Origin of the sequence: Kribbella sp. NPDC023972, assembly GCF_040639075.1 — a bacterium.
Lineage (GTDB): Bacteria > Actinomycetota > Actinomycetes > Propionibacteriales > Kribbellaceae > Kribbella.
Genome location: NZ_JBEZZH010000001.1, coordinates 1852227 through 1873328, shown reverse-complemented (window position 1 = coordinate 1873328; position 21102 = coordinate 1852227). Strand labels below are relative to the sequence as shown.

The 21102-nt window shown below is 70.2% G+C and carries 18 protein-coding genes; 10 read left to right on the top strand and 8 right to left on the bottom strand.

Annotated features, from left to right (window positions below):
* Positions 1-71 precede the first annotated feature (71 nt).
* Both AB0F43_RS08910 and AB0F43_RS08905 read left to right on the top strand, forming a co-directional pair.
* A complete protein-coding gene (locus AB0F43_RS08910; RefSeq protein ID WP_360472741.1) occupies positions 72-1094 on the top strand; it encodes an NAD(+)/NADH kinase in 1023 nt (340 codons plus the stop codon).
* 11 nt (positions 1095-1105) lie between these two features.
* On the top strand, positions 1106-2203 hold the full coding sequence (locus AB0F43_RS08905) for a mannose-1-phosphate guanylyltransferase (protein WP_360472738.1): 1098 nt from the start codon (positions 1106-1108) through the stop codon (positions 2201-2203).
* Between the two features lie 49 nt (positions 2204-2252).
* Here the strand turns inward: AB0F43_RS08905 and AB0F43_RS08900 are convergent, their stop codons facing one another.
* Positions 2253-2738: a DUF488 domain-containing protein gene (locus AB0F43_RS08900; protein ID WP_360472735.1), complete on the bottom strand. Its 486-nt coding sequence runs from the start codon at positions 2736-2738 to the stop codon at positions 2253-2255.
* A gap of 85 nt (positions 2739-2823) precedes the next feature.
* Here AB0F43_RS08900 and AB0F43_RS08895 point away from each other — a divergent pair, with 85 nt between their 5' ends.
* Positions 2824-3798: a WYL domain-containing protein gene (locus AB0F43_RS08895; protein WP_360472733.1), complete on the top strand. Its 975-nt coding sequence runs from the start codon at positions 2824-2826 to the stop codon at positions 3796-3798.
* Between the two features lie 93 nt (positions 3799-3891).
* Here AB0F43_RS08895 and AB0F43_RS08890 read toward each other — a convergent pair whose 3' ends face one another.
* The 3 genes from AB0F43_RS08890 to cofD form a co-directional block, all read right to left on the bottom strand.
* Positions 3892-4611: a DUF3105 domain-containing protein gene (locus AB0F43_RS08890; protein WP_360472730.1), complete on the bottom strand. Its 720-nt coding sequence runs from the start codon at positions 4609-4611 to the stop codon at positions 3892-3894.
* Between the two features lie 86 nt (positions 4612-4697).
* A complete protein-coding gene (locus AB0F43_RS08885) occupies positions 4698-5672 on the bottom strand; it encodes a coenzyme F420-0:L-glutamate ligase (protein ID WP_360472727.1) in 975 nt (324 codons plus the stop codon).
* Positions 5669-6646: a 2-phospho-L-lactate transferase gene (gene cofD / locus AB0F43_RS08880; protein ID WP_360472724.1), complete on the bottom strand. Its 978-nt coding sequence runs from the start codon at positions 6644-6646 to the stop codon at positions 5669-5671. The genes AB0F43_RS08885 and cofD overlap by 4 nt, the downstream gene beginning before the upstream one ends.
* 115 nt (positions 6647-6761) lie before the next feature.
* Here cofD and AB0F43_RS08875 point away from each other — a divergent pair, with 115 nt between their 5' ends.
* From AB0F43_RS08875 to AB0F43_RS08860, 4 genes are all read left to right on the top strand, one after another.
* The gene (locus AB0F43_RS08875) at positions 6762-8117 is read left to right on the top strand and encodes a hypothetical protein (protein ID WP_360472721.1); all 1356 of its coding nucleotides are present in this window, start codon (positions 6762-6764) and stop codon (positions 8115-8117) included.
* Between the two features lie 352 nt (positions 8118-8469).
* Positions 8470-8736, top strand: a complete 267-nt coding sequence (locus AB0F43_RS08870) for a WhiB family transcriptional regulator (RefSeq protein ID WP_132150138.1) — start codon at positions 8470-8472, stop codon at positions 8734-8736.
* Between the two features lie 289 nt (positions 8737-9025).
* Complete coding sequence (locus AB0F43_RS08865; protein ID WP_360472718.1) at positions 9026-11938, top strand: glycosyltransferase family 2 protein; 2913 nt, start codon at positions 9026-9028, stop codon at positions 11936-11938.
* Positions 11935-13413: a DUF5719 family protein gene (locus tag AB0F43_RS08860; protein WP_360472715.1), complete on the top strand. Its 1479-nt coding sequence runs from the start codon at positions 11935-11937 to the stop codon at positions 13411-13413. Before AB0F43_RS08865 ends, AB0F43_RS08860 begins: the two co-directional genes overlap by 4 nt.
* Here the strand turns inward: AB0F43_RS08860 and AB0F43_RS08855 are convergent, their stop codons facing one another.
* Positions 13414-13797, bottom strand: a complete 384-nt coding sequence (locus AB0F43_RS08855) for a DUF3499 domain-containing protein (protein ID WP_360472712.1) — start codon at positions 13795-13797, stop codon at positions 13414-13416.
* A 31-nt stretch (positions 13798-13828) separates the two neighbouring features.
* On the opposite strand from AB0F43_RS08855, the gene AB0F43_RS08850 reads away from it, so the two are divergent.
* The 3 genes from AB0F43_RS08850 (at position 13829) to AB0F43_RS08840 (ending at position 16382) form a co-directional block, all read left to right on the top strand.
* Positions 13829-14275, top strand: a complete 447-nt coding sequence (locus tag AB0F43_RS08850; RefSeq protein ID WP_360472709.1) for a metallopeptidase family protein — start codon at positions 13829-13831, stop codon at positions 14273-14275.
* Positions 14276-14569: 294 nt separating this feature from the next.
* A complete protein-coding gene (locus AB0F43_RS08845) occupies positions 14570-15646 on the top strand; it encodes a Gfo/Idh/MocA family oxidoreductase (protein WP_360472706.1) in 1077 nt (358 codons plus the stop codon).
* On the top strand, positions 15639-16382 hold the full coding sequence (locus AB0F43_RS08840) for a ThuA domain-containing protein (RefSeq protein WP_360472703.1): 744 nt from the start codon (positions 15639-15641) through the stop codon (positions 16380-16382). The genes AB0F43_RS08845 and AB0F43_RS08840 overlap by 8 nt, the downstream gene beginning before the upstream one ends.
* A 5-nt stretch (positions 16383-16387) precedes the next feature.
* Here the strand turns inward: AB0F43_RS08840 and AB0F43_RS08835 are convergent, their stop codons facing one another.
* Genes AB0F43_RS08835 through AB0F43_RS08825 form a run of 3 tightly spaced genes read right to left on the bottom strand, consistent with a single transcriptional unit; the run spans position 16388 to position 20966 of the window.
* Positions 16388-17035 carry an ATP-binding cassette domain-containing protein gene (locus tag AB0F43_RS08835; protein WP_360472699.1) on the bottom strand — a complete coding sequence of 216 codons (648 nt, stop codon included), beginning with the start codon at positions 17033-17035 and terminating at the stop codon, positions 16388-16390.
* On the bottom strand, positions 17032-17871 hold the full coding sequence (locus tag AB0F43_RS08830; RefSeq protein ID WP_360472696.1) for an ATP-binding cassette domain-containing protein: 840 nt from the start codon (positions 17869-17871) through the stop codon (positions 17032-17034). Before AB0F43_RS08830 ends, AB0F43_RS08835 begins: the two co-directional genes overlap by 4 nt.
* The gene (locus tag AB0F43_RS08825; protein ID WP_360472693.1) at positions 17868-20966 is read right to left on the bottom strand and encodes an FtsX-like permease family protein; all 3099 of its coding nucleotides are present in this window, start codon (positions 20964-20966) and stop codon (positions 17868-17870) included. The genes AB0F43_RS08830 and AB0F43_RS08825 overlap by 4 nt, the downstream gene beginning before the upstream one ends.
* Between the last annotated feature and the right edge of the window lie 136 nt (positions 20967-21102).

The following is a 21102-nucleotide window of genomic DNA, read 5'->3' as shown; positions in this document are numbered from 1 at the left end:
GAAGTAACCGTCGGAGGAGGACTGTCGTGCCCGTGCGCCGGCTTGGACTTGTTGTTCACGAGGGGCGTCCGGTGGCCGTGCAGACGGCCGGGACCGTGCGGGAGTGGGCGAGCCGGCACGGGATCGGATGCACGGACATCGACGTCTGGAAAGCGCACCAGGACCGGCGCAGCGGCATGGAGGAGCTGCACCGCGCCGGGGAGCCGGACCTGGTGGTCACGCTCGGTGGTGACGGGACGTTCCTGCGCGGTGCCCGGATCGCGGCCAAGAACGACGCCGCCGTACTCGGTGTGGACCTCGGCAAGGTCGGCTTCCTGACCGAAGTGGCCTGCAGCGACGTGGAGGCGGCACTCGAGGCGGTTCATCACGGTGGTGCCACCATCGAGGAGCGGATGACGCTGACCATGCGGGCGTCCCGTCCGCTGGAGATCCCGACCGGGATCGAGTCGCTGCTGCGCTACGGGCACGGTCCTTCGCTGCCGCCGCCGACGGTCCGGCCGGAGAGCACTGACGGCGACGGCTGGGGTGTCGCGCTGGACGTGACCGCGCTGAACGACGTCGTACTGGAGAAGCTGGCGCGGGACCACCAGGTGGCGATCGGTGTGTACCTGTCCGGCCGGCTGCTGGCGTCGTACTCGGCCGACGCGGTGATCGTGGCGACGCCGACCGGGTCGACGGCGTACAGCTTCGCGGCCGGCGGGCCGATCCTGTCGCCGAACACCGAGGCGATCGTGTTCACCCCGGTCGCGCCGCACATGACGTTCAACCGGTCCGTCATCGCGGCGGCGGACGAGTCGATCGGGTTGCGCGTCCTGCCGCACTCGGGACAGGCCGTGGTCAGCATCGACGGGCAGTTGCGCGGCGTACTCGACCCAGGCGACTGGATCGGGGTGTACGGATCGCCCCGGCGGCTCCGCCTGGTCCGGCTCGGCCCGACCGACTTCTACGGCCGGCTGCGCGACCGCTTCCGCCTCACCGACGCCCCCGCGACCGCCCTCGACGGGGAATCCGACGCCTTCTGGCGCCCGACCAGCCCGGTCCCGCCCGACCTCGCGCATCTTCGCCTGCCCCCACCACCTGGTGACGCCCGGTAAGGTCTCTCCTCATGCGAAACGTGGTGATCCTGGCCGGCGGTTCGGGGACACGGTTGTGGCCGCTGTCCCGGGCCGACAAACCCAAGCAGGTGCTGCCGCTGGCGGCCGGCAACTCGCTGCTGCGGGTGGCGTACAACCGCCTGCGAGGGCTCGTCGACCCCGCGAACATCTACGTGTGCACGGTCGCCGCGCACACCGACCTGGTCCGCGAGCAGCTGCCGGAGCTCGGCGCGCACAACATCATCGGCGAGCCGGTCGGCCGGGACACCGCGAACGCGGTCGGCCTCGCCTCCGCGGTCGTCGCCCGGAACGACCCGGACGCCGTCCTGGCGATCGTCGGGTCCGACCACCTGATCACCCCGGAGGAGGAGTTCCGGGCCGCGATCGAGAGCGGTTTCGAGCTGGTCGAGCAACGGCCCCGGTCACTCGTGACGTTCGGGATCGAGCCGACCCATCCGCACACCGGCCTCGGGTACGTCGAACGCGGTGACGCGATCGACGGCACCACGGCGTACGTCGTCGACCGGTTCCGGGAGAAGCCGGACCGGGCGACCGCGGAGGAGTACCTTGCCACCGGGCGGTTCTGGTGGAACTCCGGCATGTTCGTCTGGCGGGCCGAGACCGTGCTCAGCGTCCTCGACGAGCTCCTGCCCGAGTCGGCCGCCCAACTGCGCCAGGTCGCCTCGGTCTGGGACACCCCGTCGCGCGACACCACGCTGGCCGAGATCTACCCGAACCTGCGCAAGATCAGCGTCGACTACGCGGTGATGGAGCCCGCCTCGCAGGGCAAGGTCGACGCCGACGTGGTCGTCGTACCGATGCCGGTGCACTGGCTGGACGTCGGTTCCTGGGCGGCGCTGGCCGGCACGTACGAGGTCGATGCCTGCGGCAACCGTACGGACGACAGCACGCTGAGCTGCCTGCTCGACTCACATGACAACATCATCGTCACCGACGACCCCGACCACCTGATCGCCGCCGTCGGCCTCCGCGGCCACATCATCGTCCACACCCACGACGTCACCATGGTCTGCCCACTGGCCGACGGCGAACGCATCAAAGACCTGGTAGCTCAAGTCCAATCCAGTCACGCCACCCGCTACGTCTGACCGCTTCCGCGGCCCGGCTACGCCCTGAGCTTGCACAGATCCGGTCGGCTCAATCCGGGAGGATGTCTCTGACCGACATGCCGTGCTGGGCGTGCAGCCGCGCGGCTACGAGCGAGCGGTGGCACGCCTCCGGGTCGCGCTCGACGCAGAGGAGGGCAGTCGCCGAGTCCCCCGGAAGTTCCGCCACGAGCGCGTCGAGATCGAACAGTTCGAGGATTTCACGGGTGTAGCGCTCGGCGTACTCGGGCGCGAGCGCGAGGCGGTTGCGTTTGCCCACGCCCTGTCGGTCGTCCTCGCGGTACTGGAGTTGGCGCAGCTCGGTCGTCGGCGCCAGGCCCTTCACGTGCCGGTAGCCGATATCCGCCGCGGCGAGCGCGCGCTGGAGCCGCGCCGAGTTCGCCCACGAGTAGTCGGAGCCCCGAACGCCGCGGCGCTGCCGGAGGTCGAGCAGCAGCCCCACCCCCTCGCCGGTGAGCCTCTCGACGAAGGTTTCGGCAGTGAAGCCATAGATGCCGATCGTCGCGATACGCCTCATCGCCCCCGCCCCCATCGCCCGCTACTCCGGCAAGCGTCACAGCAAATCACGACATCCTCTGTCGCATATTCGTTAAGGTTTTCGTATGCGCGCCGACCGGTTGGTCTCACTGGTTCTGTTGCTGCGCCAGCGCGGTCGGCTGTCCGCGACCACCCTGGCCCGCGAGCTGGAGGTATCCACCCGCACCGTGCTGCGCGACATCGAGGCGCTGTCCGCGGCCGGCGTACCGGTCTACGCCGAACGCGGCCGGCACGGGGGTTTCGCGTTGCTGCCCGGTTTCCGGACCGAGCTCACTGGACTGAACCCCGACGAGGCCCTTGCCCTGCTGGTCGCCGGATCACGGCGCGGCGCGCAGGCATTCGGCCTCGGCTCGGCGCTCGCTTCGGCCATGCTGAAGGTGGTCGACGCGCTACCCGAAAGCCATCGCGACACCGCGAAGGGCGTGGCCGAGCGACTGCTCATCGACCCCGAGACCGACCTCCTCTCGCGTCGGCTGGTCGCCGAGGAGGTGCCCGACCCCATCGCGGCCGAGGTCCGGCGCGCGGTGTTCGCCGGACACAAACTGCGCATCCACTACGCGGCGGTGGAGCAGACCCCGAAATGGCGCACGGTGGATCCCATCGGCCTGGTCACCGTACGGGACCAGGGCTACCTGCTGGCCACGAGATCGGGCGCGAACCGCACCTACCGGCTGTCCCGGATCTTGGCCGCCAAGGAACTCGCCGAACCCGCACAGCGACCAGAGCGGGTCGATCTGGACCGGGCCTGGCAGGAACGCAGCACGCAGTTTCGAACCGGTGGCGACCAAGTCACCGCGCTGGTGCGAGTGGACCCGGCGCGGCGGGAGGACCTGGTGGGGACCGCGCTGGCCGTCCTGGCCGAGGATGCCGACGCAGACGGCTGGTTGCGGCTGGAGGTGACCTTCCAAGATTCGAGACACGCCGAATGGGCGCTGTGGCAGCTCGCTACGAACGCGGAAGCCCTGGCCCCGCAATGGCTGCGCACCGCCCTACACAACCGCGCCGCCGGAGTCGCCGCCCGCTACGAAGTGACCTCCTGAGCGTCGACGGGCGATTCCCCCGCATGCGGGCAAAGAACAGCCGCCGCCGAAGGTGGTTTCCTTTCGGCGGCGGCAGTTGCGGGTCGAGCGGGCTCAGCCGCCGTTGGGTTCTTGGGCGTCGGAGGCGGGGTATTTGTCCATGAACTGCTGGAGGGCTTCGCCGCTGACCGAGCTGCAGAACTGGCGGTGGCCGAAGGCGGTGTTCTGGCCGGCGGTGTTGCCGCTCCAGTGGGAGAAGGCGACGTTCTTGCCGTCCGGCCACGGCTTGCCTTCGGACTCCTTGAAGGGGGCGGCGATGAACTTGCCGATCGAGCTGTCCGGGAGCTTTGCCTTGGAGATCTTCTCGATCTGGTCGATCTGGTCCTTCGGCAGCGTGTCGCGGTACCACAAGATGGTGTAGCCGTGCTCCAGGTTGTGCACTAGGTTCGGCACCGCGGGCCGGTCGTCGACGGTGTAGAACTTCTTCCCGAACGGCGCCCAGACGGCGTAGTGCGGGCCGGACGACGGCGGCGACACCGGGTAGGCGATGACCTCGCCGTCCGGCTTGTGGTCCTGGGTTCCGGAGGCGGGGTCGTCGAGGACCTTGTCGCAGGAGGCGGACCCGGCGGGCACGCCGATCTCGGTGATCGCCTGGTTCCTGGTCCGGGAGTCCTGGATCAGCCGGATCGCGGGGTAGGCGATGATGGCCAGTCCGACCACGATGGACGCGATCACGATCAACAGGGTCCGATTACGGTCGGCTCGCGCCTGGTCTCGCTGCATCTTCTCGATCATCTCGCGGCGCGACTGCTTCTGCGACGACGCTTTACCCACAGTGTTGGTCTTCCCGGATCGGGGCGGCCAAGACGCCGCCGTGCGGATGCAGTGTACGCATCGACCCTGAGAAGTTGCCTAGAAACCTACATCGACCGTGAGCCGAACGTGACCGTGGCCTCACTGCCCGGGCCGGTCCGGACCTCGACGCCGTACCCCTCCGCATGCAGCAGTACGGCGAGCCGCTCGGCGATCATCCCGACCGCGACCGGCTCGTCGCCGAACACGGTGACAGCGTTATCAAGCAGCTCGAGGTGGACGTCCTCGACCTCGTCCAGCAGCCCGTCCCACACCGACGGATCGACCTCGCGCGGCCCAGTCGGTGCCTTCCGCTCCAGTACGGCGGCCCGGGCGGCCTCCCGCGTCCCCAGGCTGAACATGTCGAACTCGGCGGCCCGCACCAGCGCGCGGGCGCCCGGCCCGTCCTCCCCGATCGGGAGTACGACGTCCTGCAGCCCGCGCAGTACGGCGACCGGGACACCGTCGGCCTTGCCCTTCACCAGCTCGCTCGCGCCGGCGATCTCGTCGGCCAGGGCCGGCTCGGTCACCGCGAGGACGTTGCCGTGGCTGTCCGTCGTACCGCGAAGGTCCTCCATCACCTGGACGCCGGCGGCGCCGATGGCCAGGTCGGTCTGCCCGTTGCGCCACGGGCGGCCGAGGGTGTCGGTGATGATGACGCCGACGTTGACGTCGTACTGCTGCTTCAGGGCCTTCCGCAGCTGTCGCGCGGACTGGTCCGGGTCGACCGGGAGCAGAAGGACTGTGCCCGGGGCCGTGTTGGACGTGTCGGTGCCGGCGGCCGCCATCACCAGGCCGTGCCGGGTCTGCACGATGCGGGTGTCGCCACGCTGGGCGACCACCCGGACGAGCTCGGCGTCGACCGCCTCCTGGCGGGTGCCGGTGGTCAGCCGCCCCTCGGCCTTGCTGACGATCTTCGAGGTGACCGAGACAACGTCACCGTCGCGCAGGTCGGCCTCGTCGCCGATCAGGACGGCGAGGTCGGCGCCGGCCGCCACCTCGGGCAAGCCGGTGACCGGGTAGATCTCCAGGTGCTTCCTCATCGCCGGACTGCCTCCGCGAGGTTCAGCGCCGCATCGGCCATGGCGGCGGTCTTGGTCTCGTCCGTCATCCACAACGGCACCGCCTGGACATGAATTCCGGCTCCGGCGATCGAGTCCTGCTGCGTGTAGTCCGAGGTGTCGATCAGCCAGCCGTCCAGTACGCCGCCGGACGCGCGCGAGCCGTAGTACCGGGCCACGGCCGAGGCGGTCGACGCGACACCGACAGCCGCCAGCACCTTGTCGGCCATGCCACGGACCGGACCGGTGCCGATGATCGGGGACAGGCCGATGACCGGGGCCGACGTCTCCCGGACCGCCTCCCGGATGCCCGGGACGCCGAGGATGGTGCCGATCGAGACGACCGGGTTGGACGGCGGCAGGATCAGGGCGTCGCAGTCGGCGATCGCGTCCAGGACGCCGGGCGCCGGCTTGGCCTTGTCCTGGCCGACCGCGACGATCTGGTGGGCCGGGATCTCGGCGTGCAGGCGGACCCAGTACTCCTGGAAGTGGATCGCCTTGCGCCGGCCGGGCTGGTCCGGGTCGTCGACCACCACGTGGGTCTCGACCCGGTCGTCGCTCATCGGCAGCAGCCGCACCGGCAGCTTCCAGCGCGCGCACAGGGCCTCGGTGACCGCGGTCAGCCCGTAGCCGGCGTCGAGCATCTGGGTGCGGACCAGATGGGTCGCCACGTCCCGGTCGCCGAGGCCGAACCAGGTCGGTTCCATGCCGTACGCGGCCAGTTCCTCCTTGATCACCCAGGTCTCGTCCTCCCGGCCCCAGCCGCGCTCGGCCGAGATGCCGCCGCCGAGGGTGTACATCACGGTGTCGAGGTCCGGGCAGACCCGAAGCCCGAACAGGGTGATGTCGTCCGCGGTGTTCCCCACCACGGTGATCTCGGCGTCCGGCCGGGCCTTGATCAGCCCGCGCAGAAAGGTGGAGCCGCCGATGCCACCGGCGAGTACTGTCAATCGCATGGGAAGAGTCTGCACGAGTCGTCAATGCGGCGGACCACCGCACGACTATGCTGCGGTGCGTCACTAACCAACCGCACAGCTGTTTGTACGGCCCCCAACATCCCGAGGAGCCCTCGTGGTCACCGACGCAACCAAGAAGCTCAGAGAGCCGGTCGCGTATATCCTGCTCGCTTTCGCCGGCCTGATCGCGCTGGCTTCACTGATTCGCCTGTTCGTCGGTGGTGCCGGCTTCACGGCCGCCGCCGGAGGCGTGCAAGGCATTCTCACCCCGCCGTCCTTCGGCGCAGTGCTACTCCTGCTCTCGCTGGTCGCGTCGGTCTGGCTGGTGAGCGAGGCGGGTGAGCGGACGCCGAACGCGCGTACCGTGGCACTGGCCGCGCTGGTGATCACCGGTGTGGCCCTGCTGATCGGCCTGATCACGGCGTTCGCCGGGTTCGCCGAGACCAGCACCGCCGGCCTGAAGATCGTTGCCTTCATCTACGCCCTCGGCGGCCTGGCGCTGTACGGCGCCGCCGGGCTCTACATCCTCAAGACCTTCCAGGCCCTGCCGGCCCCGGTTCGCGCGCCGAAGCCGGGCCAGTTCGCGCAGCCGGGGGCACAGCCTGGTCAGTACGGCCAGCCGGGCGGACAGCCTGGGCAGTACGGGCAGCAGGCGCCGTACGGGCAGCAGCAGGGCGGCTACGGCCAACCGCAGGGCCAGTACGGGCAGTACGGCCAGGACCAGGGCCAGGGGCAGTACGGCGCTTATGGCGCGACTGCCGCCGGTGCGGGTGCTGGTGCGGCCGGTGGTTACGCCGCGGCTCAAGGCGAGCAGCAGTGGCCGCAGGAGCAGAGCTGGAGCCAGGGAGAGCAGCAGGCCTGGTCGGCCGGTGAGGCCGAGGCTCAGCAGCGTCAGGGCGGCGAGCAGGCCTGGTCCGGTGAGGGCCAGCACGCTGAGCCGACCCAGGCCTGGAGCTCCGAGGGCCAGCAGCAGTGGCCCGGTCAGGAGCAGGGCCAGCAGTGGCCGCAGGAGCAGCAGTGGGGCGGCGGCGAGGCCAGCCAGCAGCAGTGGGCCGGCCAGGACTACCCCCAGCAGGAGTGGCCGGTGCAGCAGCCGGAGCAGGGTCAGCCGGAGCAGCAGCCCGAGACCCCGCAGTCCTGGCAGCCGGGCCAGTCGGAGCAGCAGGCCGAGACCCCGCAGTCCTGGCAGCCGGGCCAGTCGGAGCAGCAGGCCGAGACCCCGCAGTCCTGGCAGCCGGGCCAGTCGGAGCAGGCGCAGCCGGAAGCCCAGCCGTGGCAGCAGGGTGAGCAGGCCTGGCCGGCCGACGAGACCCCGGCCGCCGAAGCTCAGCCCGCTCCGCAGCCGGAGCAGCCCGCGACCGAGGCGGCGGACGAAACCCGTGTGGATCCGCGGGTTTCCGAGTCCGACAAGGACGAGCCGGGTCAGCAGCAGGGTCAGGGCCAGCAGGGCTGGTGGTCGCAGCCGTCCTGATCCGGCGACTGCCTGATCACATCACTGCGCCCCGAATCGCCTTGCTGGCAAGGCAGCAAGCCCTTACCGAACCGGCGGACTCATTATTTTTCTGCCGGTTCGCGGGGCACCACACGGACGCGAGAGGCCTGTGTACGCAGGCCTCTCGTTCTTTTGCAGCCGTGTTGCGGATGATGCCAATAGCAGACCACGGCTTGACTTTCGTGGATTGCAGGAATGTAATTTCAACCGTGTCGTTCGTTGGACACTCGGTATCGGGGACCGTTGCAGAGCGCAGGACGGACGAGGTCAGGCATGTGGACCGCAAACCCACATGCGACAGGGGAACGAACAGGGTCGAGGAGGTCGTACCGTGACAGAAGGCCTGATGGCGATTGTCGACGGTGAGGCGATCGAGGAGGAGCCGAACTGGCAGGAACGGGCGCTGTGTGCCCAGACCGACCCAGAGGCATTCTTCCCGGAGAAGGGCGGATCAACCCGCGAGGCGAAGAAGGTCTGCCTCGGCTGTGACGTGCGGGGCGAGTGCCTCGAGTACGCACTGCAGAACGACGAGCGCTTCGGAATCTGGGGCGGGCTGTCGGAGCGGGAGCGCCGCAAGCTGAAGAAGAAGGCCGTCTAGGGCCCGTCTGATCGATCGGTTGGGTGCCCTGCCACCCCGCCGCGATCGGTAAGAAAACCAGGAAAACTCGAGAAGAATCAACCGCGGAGGCCCCGGCTCGACAATCGTCGCCGGGGCTCGCGGCTGTTCAGGGCCCGGGCGAGTAGTGGGGTGAGCGGGGCGTAGCTCAGGGTGGCGGCTGTATGGTGAGTCCTCGCCGCGACTCCGGCCGCGGCGAGGTCGGGTCTGGCGGGGGATCACCAGGCGTGACCGAGGCCGTCCCTTCCCCGCAAAGGTGTCACTGCTCCGCATGGAACAAGAAGCTCCGGCCGGCTGGGAGTTCTTCGACTCCGTCGACTTCCCGGCCGACCACACCGACGACCCGATGGGTCGCCCGCGGGTCCGCCATGTCGTCACCGCGGTGGTGGTCGGGCACGAGGGCGCCGCCTGGCTGCCCAGGCTGTCCGAGGCGCTCTGGGCGCTGACCCCGCGCCCCGACCGGCTGATCGCCGTCGACACCGGCTCTACCGACGAGACGGCCGAGTTGCTCGCCGCGATGCCCGGCGTCGAGCCCGTGGTCAGCGTCTCGGCCCGCACCGGCTTCGGTACGGCGGTCTCCCGCGGTATCGAGACGGTCGGTTTCGCACCGATCCCGTCGTCCGTCGGCCCGTACGGCGATGACGGTCACATGCCCGTGGTCGAGTGGCTGTGGCTGCTGCACGACGACTGCGCGCCGGCTCCGAAGGCCCTGGAGAAATTGTTGCTCCAGGCCACAATGTCTCCGGACACCGGCGTCTGGGGCCCGAAGCTGCGGCTCTGGCCGCGGGACCGGGAGCTGCTCGAGGTCGGTGTCACCACGTCGCTCGGCGGTCGCCGTGACACCGGGATCGAGACCGGCGAGCTCGACCAGGGCCAGCACGACCAGCTGCGCAACGTGCTCGCGGTCAGCTCGGCCGGCATGCTCGTCCGCCGTGACGTCTGGGAAGCCCTGCACGGATTCGACCCGCGGCTGCCGATGTTCCGCGACGACCTCGACTTCGGCTGGCGGGCCAGCCGCGCGGGTTACAAGGTCGGCGTGGCGCCCGACGCGGTCGTCTACCACGCCCAGGCCGCCGCGACCGGTGAGCGCGCGCTGGCCGGCACCCGGCGGCACGCCTACCAGCTCGACCGCTCGCACGCGTACTACACCGTCCTGGCGAACGCGCCCGGCAAGCTGCTGCCGCTGCTGATCCTGCGTTTCCTGCTCGGCACGATCCTGCGCTCGGTCTGGTTCCTCATCGGCAAGACGCCGTCCGGCGCCGTCGACGAGTGGACCGCACTGCTCGGCACGTTGCTCGCCGGTGGCTGGACCCAGGCCCGCAAGGACCGCCGCAGTCTCGATCGAGTCCCATACGACGACATCAAGGGACTGTTCTCCCGGTCCGTGCACGCCTTGCGGCACAACCTGGAGGAGACGACCAGCACGATCTCCGAGCGGATCCGCGAAGCCTGGGCGGACGAACCGGAAGAGCAGGTCGTCACCACTGCCCGCCGGGCGAAATCCACGGCCCGGGTGGCCGTCGACCAACCTCGTTGGCGTCGGCAACTGATTCGGCGTCCGTTCCTGATCGCCTGGGTGTTCCTTGCCATCGGCGCGGTGGTCGCGGCTCGCAGTCTGATCGGTGGGGGCGTGCTCCGCTCCAACTTGCTGCTGCCTCCGCACGAGACCCTCGGCGCGCTCTGGCATGCGGCGGCCGCCGCTCCGCCGGGTGTGACACCTCCTGCCTGGCTTGGGCAGTTCTGGGCCTTCTCCACAGTGATGTTCGGTCCGTCCGGTGCGACGAACCTGCTGCTCCTCGGTGCGGTTCCGTTGGCCGGGCTGGCCGCGTGGGTACTGCTGCGGGCGTTCGTCGTCGACCGTGTCGCCCGGGCGTGGGGTGCGTCGGCGTACGGGCTTGCGGTCTTCACCAACGGCGCGATCACGCAGGGGCGGCTCGGGACGTGTGTGGCGGCGATCGTGCTGCCGTTGCTCGGTGCGGCTGTGCACACGGTCGCCCGGCGGCGTCGCGTGATCATCCAGGGCAGCTGGCGGGCTGCGTGGTTCGCGGGCATCTGCCAGGCCGTGCTGTTCGCGTTCACGCCGGCGCTGGGCCTGCTGGTCAGCGTCACGCTGGTCATCGGTGCGGTGCTCGGGCTTGGTTGGCGTCGTCAGGGTCGGCAGCTCGTCTTCTCCGTCGTACTGGGTCTGCTGCTGGTGCTGCCGTGGACGATCCAGTTGGTGCTGCACCCGGCGCGACTCGGTCAGGAGGCGGGCGGACCGCCTACGGCCGCGGTGGGTCCGGGTGACAGCCTTCCGCACTTGCTGACCGGTACGCCGATCGGTGCGCCGACGCCTTGGTGGTTCGTCGTACCGCTGATTCTGGTGGCTTTGCTCAGCCTGGTGCGTGAGTCGCGGCAGCGCTACGAGCTGCTCGGCTGGTTCGCCGCACTGGCCGGTCTGCTCGCGACACTGGTCGCCAGCCGACTCGGCGGTGGCAGTGGCCCGCTGATGTTCCTGATGACCGCGGGCTGGATCGTCGCGGTGACAGTCGCATGGGACTCGGTCGGGAAGTCCACCGCGCTGATCGTGCAGGGTGTGCTCGGGATCGTGCTGGTGACGACGGTCGTGACCGCTGGGTTCTGGATGGTGCGGGGTGCCGACGGTCCGCTGTGGCGTGGGCCGGCGCAGGACCTCCCTGCGTACCTGATCTCCGCGCAGGATCCGCCCGAGGACGCGTCGATCCTGGTGGTGCGCAAGGACTCGAGCGGGCCGATGCGATATGCGCTGGTGAAGGACGGCGGGCCGCGGATGGGGTCGCTGGAGGCAGCGCCCAAGCCGGAGCAGGCCAAACCGATCACGGATGTGCTGTCGACGCTCGGCGGTGGCGGCACGGGTGAGGAGGGCCGGCAGTTGGCCGGGCTGGCGATCGACTACGTCTACCTGCCCGCGCCGGTCGACCCGACGCTGCAGGCGACCCTCGACTCGCTTCCGGGGCTGACCCGGGCCAGCGCGGACGACGGTGACGCCGCCTGGCTGGTCGACCGGTCGGGCATCGAGGGCAGTACGCCGCTCACCGACGACACCAACCGCTTGTGGCGGCTGCTCGGCGTGATCGCCTGGATCATCGCGTTGATCTTCTGCCTGCCGACCGTCCGCCGGACCGTCGCGGTCCCGCACGGCACCCACGCCAGGAGGGACCGATGAGGCGACTGCTCTCGGACGCACGGATCCGGCTCGGTGCGTGTGTGCTGGCGATGGCTGCCGCCGCTGGATTGGGCGTGGTGACGCAGGCCAAGGAACCGGTGACCCGCGCGGAGGGAACCGACGAGCCCGCCCGCACGGTGGTGAACCGTACGGCGCTGTCGTGCCCGGCTCTGGCCGGCGGTGGCAAGCTGTCGAGCGTGGTCAACGCGGTCGCGCCCGCACTGCCCGAAGGTACGCCGACCGCGGCCGGAAACGAGACGCCGCTGTCGATCACGCCATTGCCGACCACGGCCGATCCCGTCGGGTCGCTCCTGGTGCGCGGCAAGATCGCCTCGACCGCTCCGGTCACGAAGCCCGCGCCGCTGTCGATCCGCGGCGTCGGCCCACTCGCAGCCGGCGCCGTCGGCACCAGTACGACGACCTCCGTCGAAGGCGTGAACCGCGGCATGGCCAGTACGCCGTGCCAGCTGCCCGGCTCGGACTTCTGGTTCGTCGGCGCGTCCGGGGCCAGCGACCGCCGCGACGTCCTGGTGCTGACGAACCTGGACAGCATCAACGCCGAGGTGAACGTCAGCGTGTACGCGCGGAGCGGTCCGCAGGATCTGCCGAACGCGCGCGGCATCGTCGTACCGGCGCGGGGGACGTCCGAGCTGTACCTCGGTCTGGTCGCCCGCAACCTGCGGGACATCGCGCTGCACGTCGAGTCCACGGGCGGCCGGGTGGCGCCCGCATTGCGCTCCAACGCGACCACTGGTGGCAAGCCCGCTGGAGTGGATTGGCTGAACCCGTCGGCGCCGCCGGCGAACAAGGCGTTCGTGCCCGCCGCGGCGCCGGGGGCCGGCTTGCGGATCCTGTCGGTGGCGAACCCGACGGACCTCCAGGCGACCGCCAGCCTGACCGTGCACGGGCCGAACGGTCCGTTCAAACCGGCCGGTCTGGAGACCGTGCAGATCCCGGCCGGCTCGGTGAAGACGTTCCGGCTCGACCCCGTGCTGCACGGGGATCCGAGTGCGATCACGGTGACCTCCGACCAGCCGGTGACGGCTTCGATGCGGATGGTGGACGCGAGTGGGCGCGACTTCGCCTCGCTCGGGTCGGCCGAGGCACTGACCGGGCCGGCGTACCTGGTGCTGCCGGCGCATCAGCAGCCGGCGATCCTGCAGGCGACGGCGCCGGGCAAGAACGGAAGCGTGAAGTTCGAGCTGCGAGACGGGGCCGGGCGAGTGCTGAACACGCGGTCACTGGATGTCATCGCCGGCGCGACCAGCCAGATCTCCTTCAAGGCTCAGCCGCGTCCGACGTACCTGATGGTCGAGCAGACCCGTGGCACGGTGGTGGCCGGTGTGACGTTGATGCCCGCGGCCAAGCCAGGCGAGGACGACGTCGCTCAGGTGGCGGCGTGGCCGCTCACCACGTCACTGGTGTTCCGCGCGCAGCTCGGGGCGCAGCCGGACGTACGAGCCGCGCTGAGGTAGTCAGGCTTCGGAGGAGTTGGCGCCGGGGTCCTGCAGCATGCGCAGGTGGCCCCGGCGGGCCACCTCGACCGGCGCTCCCGGAGTGCCGCGGCCGGGCTCCCGCGGGGGGAGCGGCCGGGCTGCTTCGCGGACGGCGTTGGCCAGGGCTTCCAGGTCGTCCGACGAAGGTCCGGCGGCGGCCGGGTCCGGAGCCAGCCGGATCACTTCCCAGCCGTTCGGAGCCGTCAGCCGGTCGGCGTGGTCGGCACACAGGTCGTAGCAGTGCGGTTCGGCGTACGTCGCCAGCGGGCCGAGCACACAGGTGGAGTCGGCATACACATACGTGAGCGTCGACACAGCCGGCTTGTGACAGGCGGCGCGCGAACAGATCCTGGCGATGCTCACGACCAGACGTTACCCCCACTAGGCTGAGCGCGTGACCGAGGCTCGCCGTCATCGCAGGCACATCGACCGCCATGGCCGCGGCATGCTCGGCCCGATCAGCCGGCCGAGCAGGTTCGCGCCCCGCGGGCTGCCGCTGCAGCGGTCGGCCGCGGCCCAGTTCGACGAGGTGGTCGCGATCGAGGTGACCCGGCTGGAGAAACGGCTGCCGCAGGTCGTCACCCGGGTCGAGTTCGCCATCGAGGACGTGCCGAACCTCGACCTCGACGCGGTCGAGATCCCGCTCACCCACTCCAGCGGCGGCACCTCGCACGAGCCGTACCGGATCGTCGTGTTCCGCCGCCCGATCGAGCTGCGGGCCGAGCGTTCCGGCACCAGCCTGGCCTGGCTGGTCCGGTCCGCGCTGGTGCTCGAGCTGGCCGACGTACTGGCGCTGTCGCCGGAGCAGATCGACCCCGAGTTCGAGTCCGGCGACGACTGAATTGAATTGCCGGGCCTTCGGCGCCGGCGGGTCATGGGGCCCCTGGCTCCCGCCCTTCCCTCGTCACTCCGGTCGCTGTATTGAATGCCACGCCTCCAGCGCGGCGGGTCATGGGGCTTGGACTCCCGGCCTTCCCTCGTCGCTCCAGTCGCTTCGCTCCCTGCGCTCCTCAGTCCAGGCCGGGAGGCCCCATGACCCGCAGATGAGACCAGTCGAAGAACTGGTGTCCGAACCTGTTTCGTAGTGTGGGAACCGGTTTGTAAGGCTGAACAGCAGTGGGAGAGGATCGCGAGTGTGAACGATCAAAAACTGCGCGTCGGAGTGGTCGGTCTGGGGTTCGCCGGGCGTACGGCGCTGGAGGCGTTCTCCGAGTTGCCGGACGTCGAGGTGGTGGCGCTGGCCGGCCTGGAGAAGGACGCGCTGACCAGCCTGGGCGAGAAGCACGGCGTCCCGCACCTGTACGAGAAGTGGGAGGACCTGCTCGGCACCGACGGCCTGGACGCGGTCAGCATCGGTACGCCGACGCAGCTGCACGCCCCGATCGCGCTGGCGGCGCTGGAGAAGGGCCTGCACGTCCTGTGCGAGAAGCCGCTGGCCCGGACCGTGGCCGAGGGCGCCGCGATGGTCGAGGCGTCCAAGCAGGCCGGCAAGGTGCTGAAGGTCATTTTCAACCACCGTGAGCGCGGCGACGTCGCGGCGCTGAAGCACCAGATCGACGAGGGCCAGCTGGGCCGGGTCTACTACGCGAAGGCGCACTGGATGCGCCGCAACGGCATCCCCGGGATGGGCGGCTGGTTCACCAACCGCGAGCTCTCCGGCGGCGGCCCGCTGATCGACCTCGGCGTGCACATCCTCGACCTGGCCCTGCACCTGCTGGGTGAGCCGCAGGTGAGCACGGTCAGCGCGAGCACCTTCGCCGAGCTCGGCCCTCGCGGGAAGGGCAGCACCGTGCCGAACGCGAACACCCTCGGCTCGGCGTTCGAGGTGGAGGACCTGGCCACGGCGTACCTGCGGCTGCAGAACGGCGGCGCGCTGCAGCTGGAGACCAGCTGGGCCACCTACCGCGCACCCGGCGACAACTTCGGCATCGAGCTGTTCGGTACCGACGGCGGCGCCAAGATCGAGGTGCAGAACTACACCACCGTCGACACGCTGCGGATCTTCACCGACGTCGGCGGCGTACCGGCCGAGGTGAAGCCGGCGACCGGCGCCGGGCTCGGCCACCGCGCGGTGGTGCGGGAGTTCGTCCGGATCGTCCAGAGCGGCGACTGGGCCGCACACAACGGGTCCGAGGCACTGCTCCGGACCGAGGTCATCGACGCCTGCTACGCCTCGGCGAAGGCGGGACGAGAGGTTGTACTCCATGACTGATCCGATTCGCGTCACCGTCTGGGGCGAGAACGTGCACGACCAGCGCGATGCCTCGGTCCAGAAGGTCTACCCGGACACCATGCACGAGACGATCGCGGCCGGCCTGCGGGCCAGGCTGGGTCAGGACGTGGTGGTCCGGACCGCGTGGCTGCAGCAGCCCGAGCACGGTCTGACCGAGGAGGTCCTGGCCGAGACCGACGTGCTCACCTGGTGGGGTCACGCGGCGCACGGTGACGTCGACGACGCGGTGGTCGAGCGGGTGCAGCGGCACGTACTGTCCGGGATGGGCCTGATCGCGCTGCACTCGGCGCACTTCAGCAAGATCTTCATCCGGCTGATGGGCACCACCTGCTCGCTGGACTGGCGGTCCGACAACGACCGCGAGCTGCTCTGGACCGTGGCCGCCGGTCACCCGATCGCCCAGGGCGTCCCGCACCCGCTGGTGATCGAGCGCGAGGAGATGTACGGCGAGCTGTTCGACATCCCGCAGCCCGACGAGCTGGTGTTCGTCAGCTCGTTCTCCGGCGGCGAGGTGTTCCGCTCCGGCTGCTGCTACCGCCGCGGCCAGGGCCGGGTCTTCTACTTCCGCCCCGGCGACCAGGAGTACCCGACGTACCACCAGCCGGAGATCCAGCAGATCATCGCCAACGCGGTCGGCTGGGCCGCTCCGACCAGCCCGCGGCAGCTCCCCGAGGTCCACCACCGCAAGACCCCGGGCTGGTTCGACAACGCCTGAGGCCCTCAGAGGCGCCTTTGCCAGGTCAGCTGGCCTTCGTCCATGATGGCGTGTCCGTCGGCGCCGGCCGCGACGTTGGAGTCGTGGGTGGCGATGATCACCGCGGCGCCGCGGCCGGCCTCCCGGCGGAGGAGGTCGAGGATGCGTTCACGGTTCGTGCTGTCGAGCTCGCTGGTCGACTCGTCGGCGAGGATGACACGGCCCTGCTGAGCGAGCCCCCGGGCGACGGCGACGCGTTGCTGCTCGCCGCCGGAGAGTTCCTCGACCAGGTGGTCGCCGCTGTCCTGGAGCCCGACGTCGGCCAGTGCCTGCTCGACGGAGCGGTCGACCGCTTCCGGTTCGTTGCGTTGGGCAAGCAGTGGCATGGAGAGGTTCTCCCGGGCGGTCAGGACCCGGGCCAGGCCGTTGCCCTGGGGGATCAGCACGACGCCGTGAGCCGCGGCCGCGGGCCGGTCCCTGATCGTGAGGCCGTCCACCTCGACCGTGCCGGACTTCGCCGGAACGGCGCCGGCGATCGCCCAGAGCAGCGAGCTCTTGCCGGCCCCGGACGGCCCGCTGACCGCGAGGACGAACCCAGGCGGCACTCGCAGGGACACGTCCGCCACCGCGACCACGTCGTCGTACGCGACGGTGAGGTTGGTGACCGTGATCACGACTGACCTTCCTGCTCGATCGGGCTCAGCCGGACGTCGCCGTCCTCGGCGGTGGTGACGCGCAGCAGGGTTCCAGGTGGCAACAGCTCGGCGACGTGCGGCGGCAGCGGCAGGGATCCGTCGGTGGCGACTACCGCGAACTCCTCGCCGCTCCGCCCTTCGGACGCGATCCGCCCGTCGCGGATGGTGATGGTGCGGGGGAGCGCCGCGGCGACCTCGGGGTCGTGGGTGATCAGCAGCACCGTCATGCCGGTGCTCGCGTTGATCGTCGAGATCGCCGTAAGGACCTCGTCCCGGGCCCTGTGGTCCAGCTGGCTGGTCGGCTCGTCGGCCAGCAGCAGGCCGGGAAACGTGGCGATCCCCACTGCCACCGCGCAGAGCTGGATCTGCCCCGGCGTCAGCGACGGCAGCGGAGTACGGGCGTGGCCGGTCAGGCCGACCAGTTCGAGCACTTCCTCCGCGGTCGGCAGGGACCGATCACGAGCCGCGGCGCGCTGTGCGTAACGGACGTTGTCCACCGGTGACAGGTAGGAAATGAGATTGCGCCCGGCTCCCTGCAACACGATGCCGACGTCACGCGCGCGCATCCGGTCGAGCTCGGCCTCGGTCATCGTGGCCAGGTTGTGCTCGCCGATCTGCAGGCGCCCGGCGCTCGGCGTCAGCAAACCACCACACAGTTGCAGCAGCGTCGACTTGCCGGCCCCGGAAGGGCCCAGCAGACCGACAAGCTCACCGGGCCGCACCGTGATGCCGATCCCCGACAGGGCGGCGACGTCATGGCCTTGGCTGCGGTAGATGTGGACCAGGCCGCTGGTGCTGATCGCGAGTCCACTCATGACAGCTCCTCCTGGATCCGGCTGTAGCCCGCTCGCCGGTTCACACTGGTGCCCAGCACCAGCGTGGTCGCCGTCAGCACCACGGTGCCGACCAGCCAGAGGATCCCCGCTGCAGACCAGCTGATCGCGAAGTCGAGCGGAACGGGCGACGGTTCGGAGGTCTCCGCGAAGAGCGGAAACCTCGGTAGCGCGATGTGGGCGCCGACGATCCCGCAGGCCGGCCCGAGCAGCGCTCCCAGCGCGACCGGCCCGGTCTGTTCCCAGCGCGCCGCCCCGCCGGTCGTGGTCGCCGGTACGCCGTTGATGCGCAGACTCGCGTAGTCCTGGGCTCGGGATCGCCAGGAGCTGACCCCCATCAGCAGCAGCACGATGATCGCGAGGGCCCAGCTGGCGAGTCCGACGACCGGGGTGAGCTGGAGCGCGAGTGCGCTGGCGGAGCGCCCGTACCCCGCGATCCGGTCCGACCGCCGATCGACGAGGGTGGGGGTGATGCCGGCCGCGGTGAGGTCGTCGATGATCTTGGCGACGTTCGCGAGCCCGTCGGCGTTGAGCCAGAGCTCGAAATCGGTCGAGGTGTCATCGACGCTTCCACCGAGCCGGCGGACGGTCTCCAGGTCGAGGACAGCGGCGCGCTCGGTGTGGCGGGGTACCGGCGTCTGCAGGCCGTCGAGCTTGCGAACCGGGGTCGAGAGCCCGTCGAGGCCGGGCACGGTCTGGACCTCGCTGACGGAGAAGTCCGGGCTCACCAGCGCTGGGACAGGCGTCGGGATGGCGGCGTGCTGGAGGGTCTGGTCGCTGCCGAGACTGGCCACCTCGAGGATCAGCCCGTTCGGCCCGTTCTCGGCCGCGATGCTGCCTTGGTCGTCCGTTCCTGTCTCTGGGCCGCTCGCCCAGTCCTGCGCCCGGCCCAGCGGGACCGATCGCTGCGTGTCGGTCGCCAGGTGGCTGATCACGATCTCGCCCTTGATGCCCACCGGGTCATCCACTTCGCGGGCCACCCCGAGCCGGATCAGGCGGCAGGACGGCCGGCAGTCGATCGCCGTACTCAGCTGGACCGGCTTGCCCGTTCCCAATGGCATCGCCGGGAAGCGGATCAGGTAGCGCACCCCTCTGCGCTGGTTGACCACAGTCGCCTGCAGGATCACGGACCTGGCCTGCTCGTCGGGTGGAGGAACCACGCCGTCACTGGTGTACGCCGTCATCGCGCCGATGACGGCGGTCACCGTCAGCCGGTCGCCGCGCAGCTCGATCGGTCTCGGCTCCGTGGGAGCCTTGAGGTTGCGGAAGCTCTCGGCATCGGTGAGCCGGTCGCCGCGGAAGGCGATCTGCCGATAGCTGTCCGGCTCGATCAGCACGGCACGCAGGCTCTCGGTAGAGGGCGCCTGAGAAAGTACGACGGGGGTCAGCCACCGTCGGTCCGGATCGACCTTGTCGATCGCCGTGGTGAAGTCGCCGAGGTTGGTGGTGTCCATCGCCAGCACAGCCTCGGCGCCGGTCTCGTAGCCGGCTCGGGCGTCCCTGTTGCGATCAGCGACCGAAGCGGCCTGACCGGCAAACGACACCAAGCCTGTCGCCACCGCGACGACGGCGACGAGTCGCGTCACCGCTGGGCGCCGGGACACCTGCAGAGCGCCGAGCGCGAGACCGAGACGCCCCTTGCGCAGCGCGTGGCGGCTCACCAGCCCTGCCGCCGGCAGCAGCAGATGGGCGAACGCCAGGCCTGCGGCCAGAGCGAGCAAGGTCGGGGTGAGGATCGGCAGCGGACCTCGCCCGCCACTGGTCAGTCCGCTCACCAGTCCGGCCGATGCGACGACGATGACGGTGAGATCGATCAGGCCGATGGTTCGATGGCGTCGCCGGGGCGCGATCCGCCGCAGCAGGCTGGAGATCGGCTTGCGGACGACAGCACGAATCGACAGCGACACGACCGCCAGCCCGGCCAGAGCCGCCATGGCGGCCGTCACCGGAACCGTCCACGGCACCTCCAGCGGCGCTGCTCCGTCCAGCCAGGCGACCCGCACCACGAGGAGCAGGGCGAAGCCGGAGGCCACGCCGACCGACGTACCGAGCAGCACGGGCACGCTCAGCTCGACGGCCAGCGCCCGGCCGATCCGGCCGGCGCTTGACCCGCGCAGTCGCGCGACAGCCAATTCCGGGCGGCGTTGGTCGACCACCGCGGCCAGCGCCAGCGCCAGCACGACCACACCGAACAGGGCCACCTGCACCATCACCAAGGGAATGATCAGGCCGGCCTGCCGGCGCTCCGCCTGGATCCCGTCGATGACATCGATCAACCCGGAGTTGTTCTTCGCTTGGAGGCCGAGCTCGGCGATCCGGCTTTCGAGCTGATCGGTCACCTGCCGGATCCGGTCCAGATCATCGACTCGCGCATGTCCCGGCTGCGGGCGGGTGTCCAGCGTCGAGTGGTAGCCCCAGGTGCCCGCGGCGAAGGTGCCGCGCTCGGTGAGCAGAAAATCGGCCTGGGCCGGCCTGCTTTCGCTGGCCGGACTCGAGTGGCCGGTCGGACCGCGGCCGAACCAGAAGGTGGCCTGGTCGTCCGCCTGGTAGACCCCGACCACTCGCAGCGTTCCACCCTCCGGGTAGCTGCTGGACTCGGCCTTGATCGTCGCCCCGACCCCCGCGGCGAAGTTCTTCACGTCCGCTGCCGACACGACGACTTCACCGGGGGCGCGGGGGCACCGGCCGGTGGTCAGCACGAGCTGGGCACAGTAGCCGTCCCGCCAGACCAGCCGGCCTCCGATCGTCGGCTTGTCCTTGCTGAGACCCCAGGTCACGCTGACGGTCTGTCCGTACGACGGCGGGGTGAACAACGGCTTCAGGTCGGCCGGGATGAGCTGGGCCAGGTCCTCCGGCGGGATCGGTTCGTTCGGCCCGTCGACCGCCGTCGGCGGGGTCGCCTCCAGCTGCCAGCTGGCCGAGTTCCACTGGCGGGTCAGCGTCTCGGTTGCGACAGTCTGTTCGACCGCCCGTGCGAACCAGGGCGCGAACGCCGCGCACATCCCGATCAAAAGGCTGAGACCAGCCAGGACCAAGGCTTGCGACCAGTGGTACCGCAGAGCCTGCCGCAGGAACATCACTGGCCACCCCCCAGCCGCCGGGCCACCCCGGTCGGTGACCAGGCCCGAAGATACGGAACGAGGGGGGCAGCGTCAGGACGATCGATGACAACGATGCCCAGTTGTTGCCTGCCGGTGCCAGGATGCCCGGATC

Bases quoted from the DNA above. Each gene is read 5' to 3' on its own strand.
- AB0F43_RS08905 (WP_360472738.1), top strand. From the start codon at position 1,106: ATGCGAAACGTGGTGATCCTGGCCGGCGGTTCGGGGACACGGTTGTGG.
- AB0F43_RS08900 (WP_360472735.1), bottom strand. From the start codon at position 2,738: ATGAGGCGTATCGCGACGATCGGCATCTATGGCTTCACTGCCGAAACC.
- AB0F43_RS08895 (WP_360472733.1), top strand. From the start codon at position 2,824: ATGCGCGCCGACCGGTTGGTCTCACTGGTTCTGTTGCTGCGCCAGCGC.
- AB0F43_RS08885 (WP_360472727.1), bottom strand. From the start codon at position 5,672: ATGAGGAAGCACCTGGAGATCTACCCGGTCACCGGCTTGCCCGAGGTG.
- cofD (WP_360472724.1), bottom strand. From the start codon at position 6,646: ATGCGATTGACAGTACTCGCCGGTGGCATCGGCGGCTCCACCTTTCTG.
- AB0F43_RS08865 (WP_360472718.1), top strand. From the start codon at position 9,026: ATGGAACAAGAAGCTCCGGCCGGCTGGGAGTTCTTCGACTCCGTCGAC.
- AB0F43_RS08860 (WP_360472715.1), top strand. From the start codon at position 11,935: ATGAGGCGACTGCTCTCGGACGCACGGATCCGGCTCGGTGCGTGTGTG.
- AB0F43_RS08840 (WP_360472703.1), top strand. From the start codon at position 15,639: ATGACTGATCCGATTCGCGTCACCGTCTGGGGCGAGAACGTGCACGAC.
- AB0F43_RS08830 (WP_360472696.1), bottom strand. From the start codon at position 17,871: ATGAGTGGACTCGCGATCAGCACCAGCGGCCTGGTCCACATCTACCGC.
- AB0F43_RS08825 (WP_360472693.1), bottom strand. From the start codon at position 20,966: ATGTTCCTGCGGCAGGCTCTGCGGTACCACTGGTCGCAAGCCTTGGTC.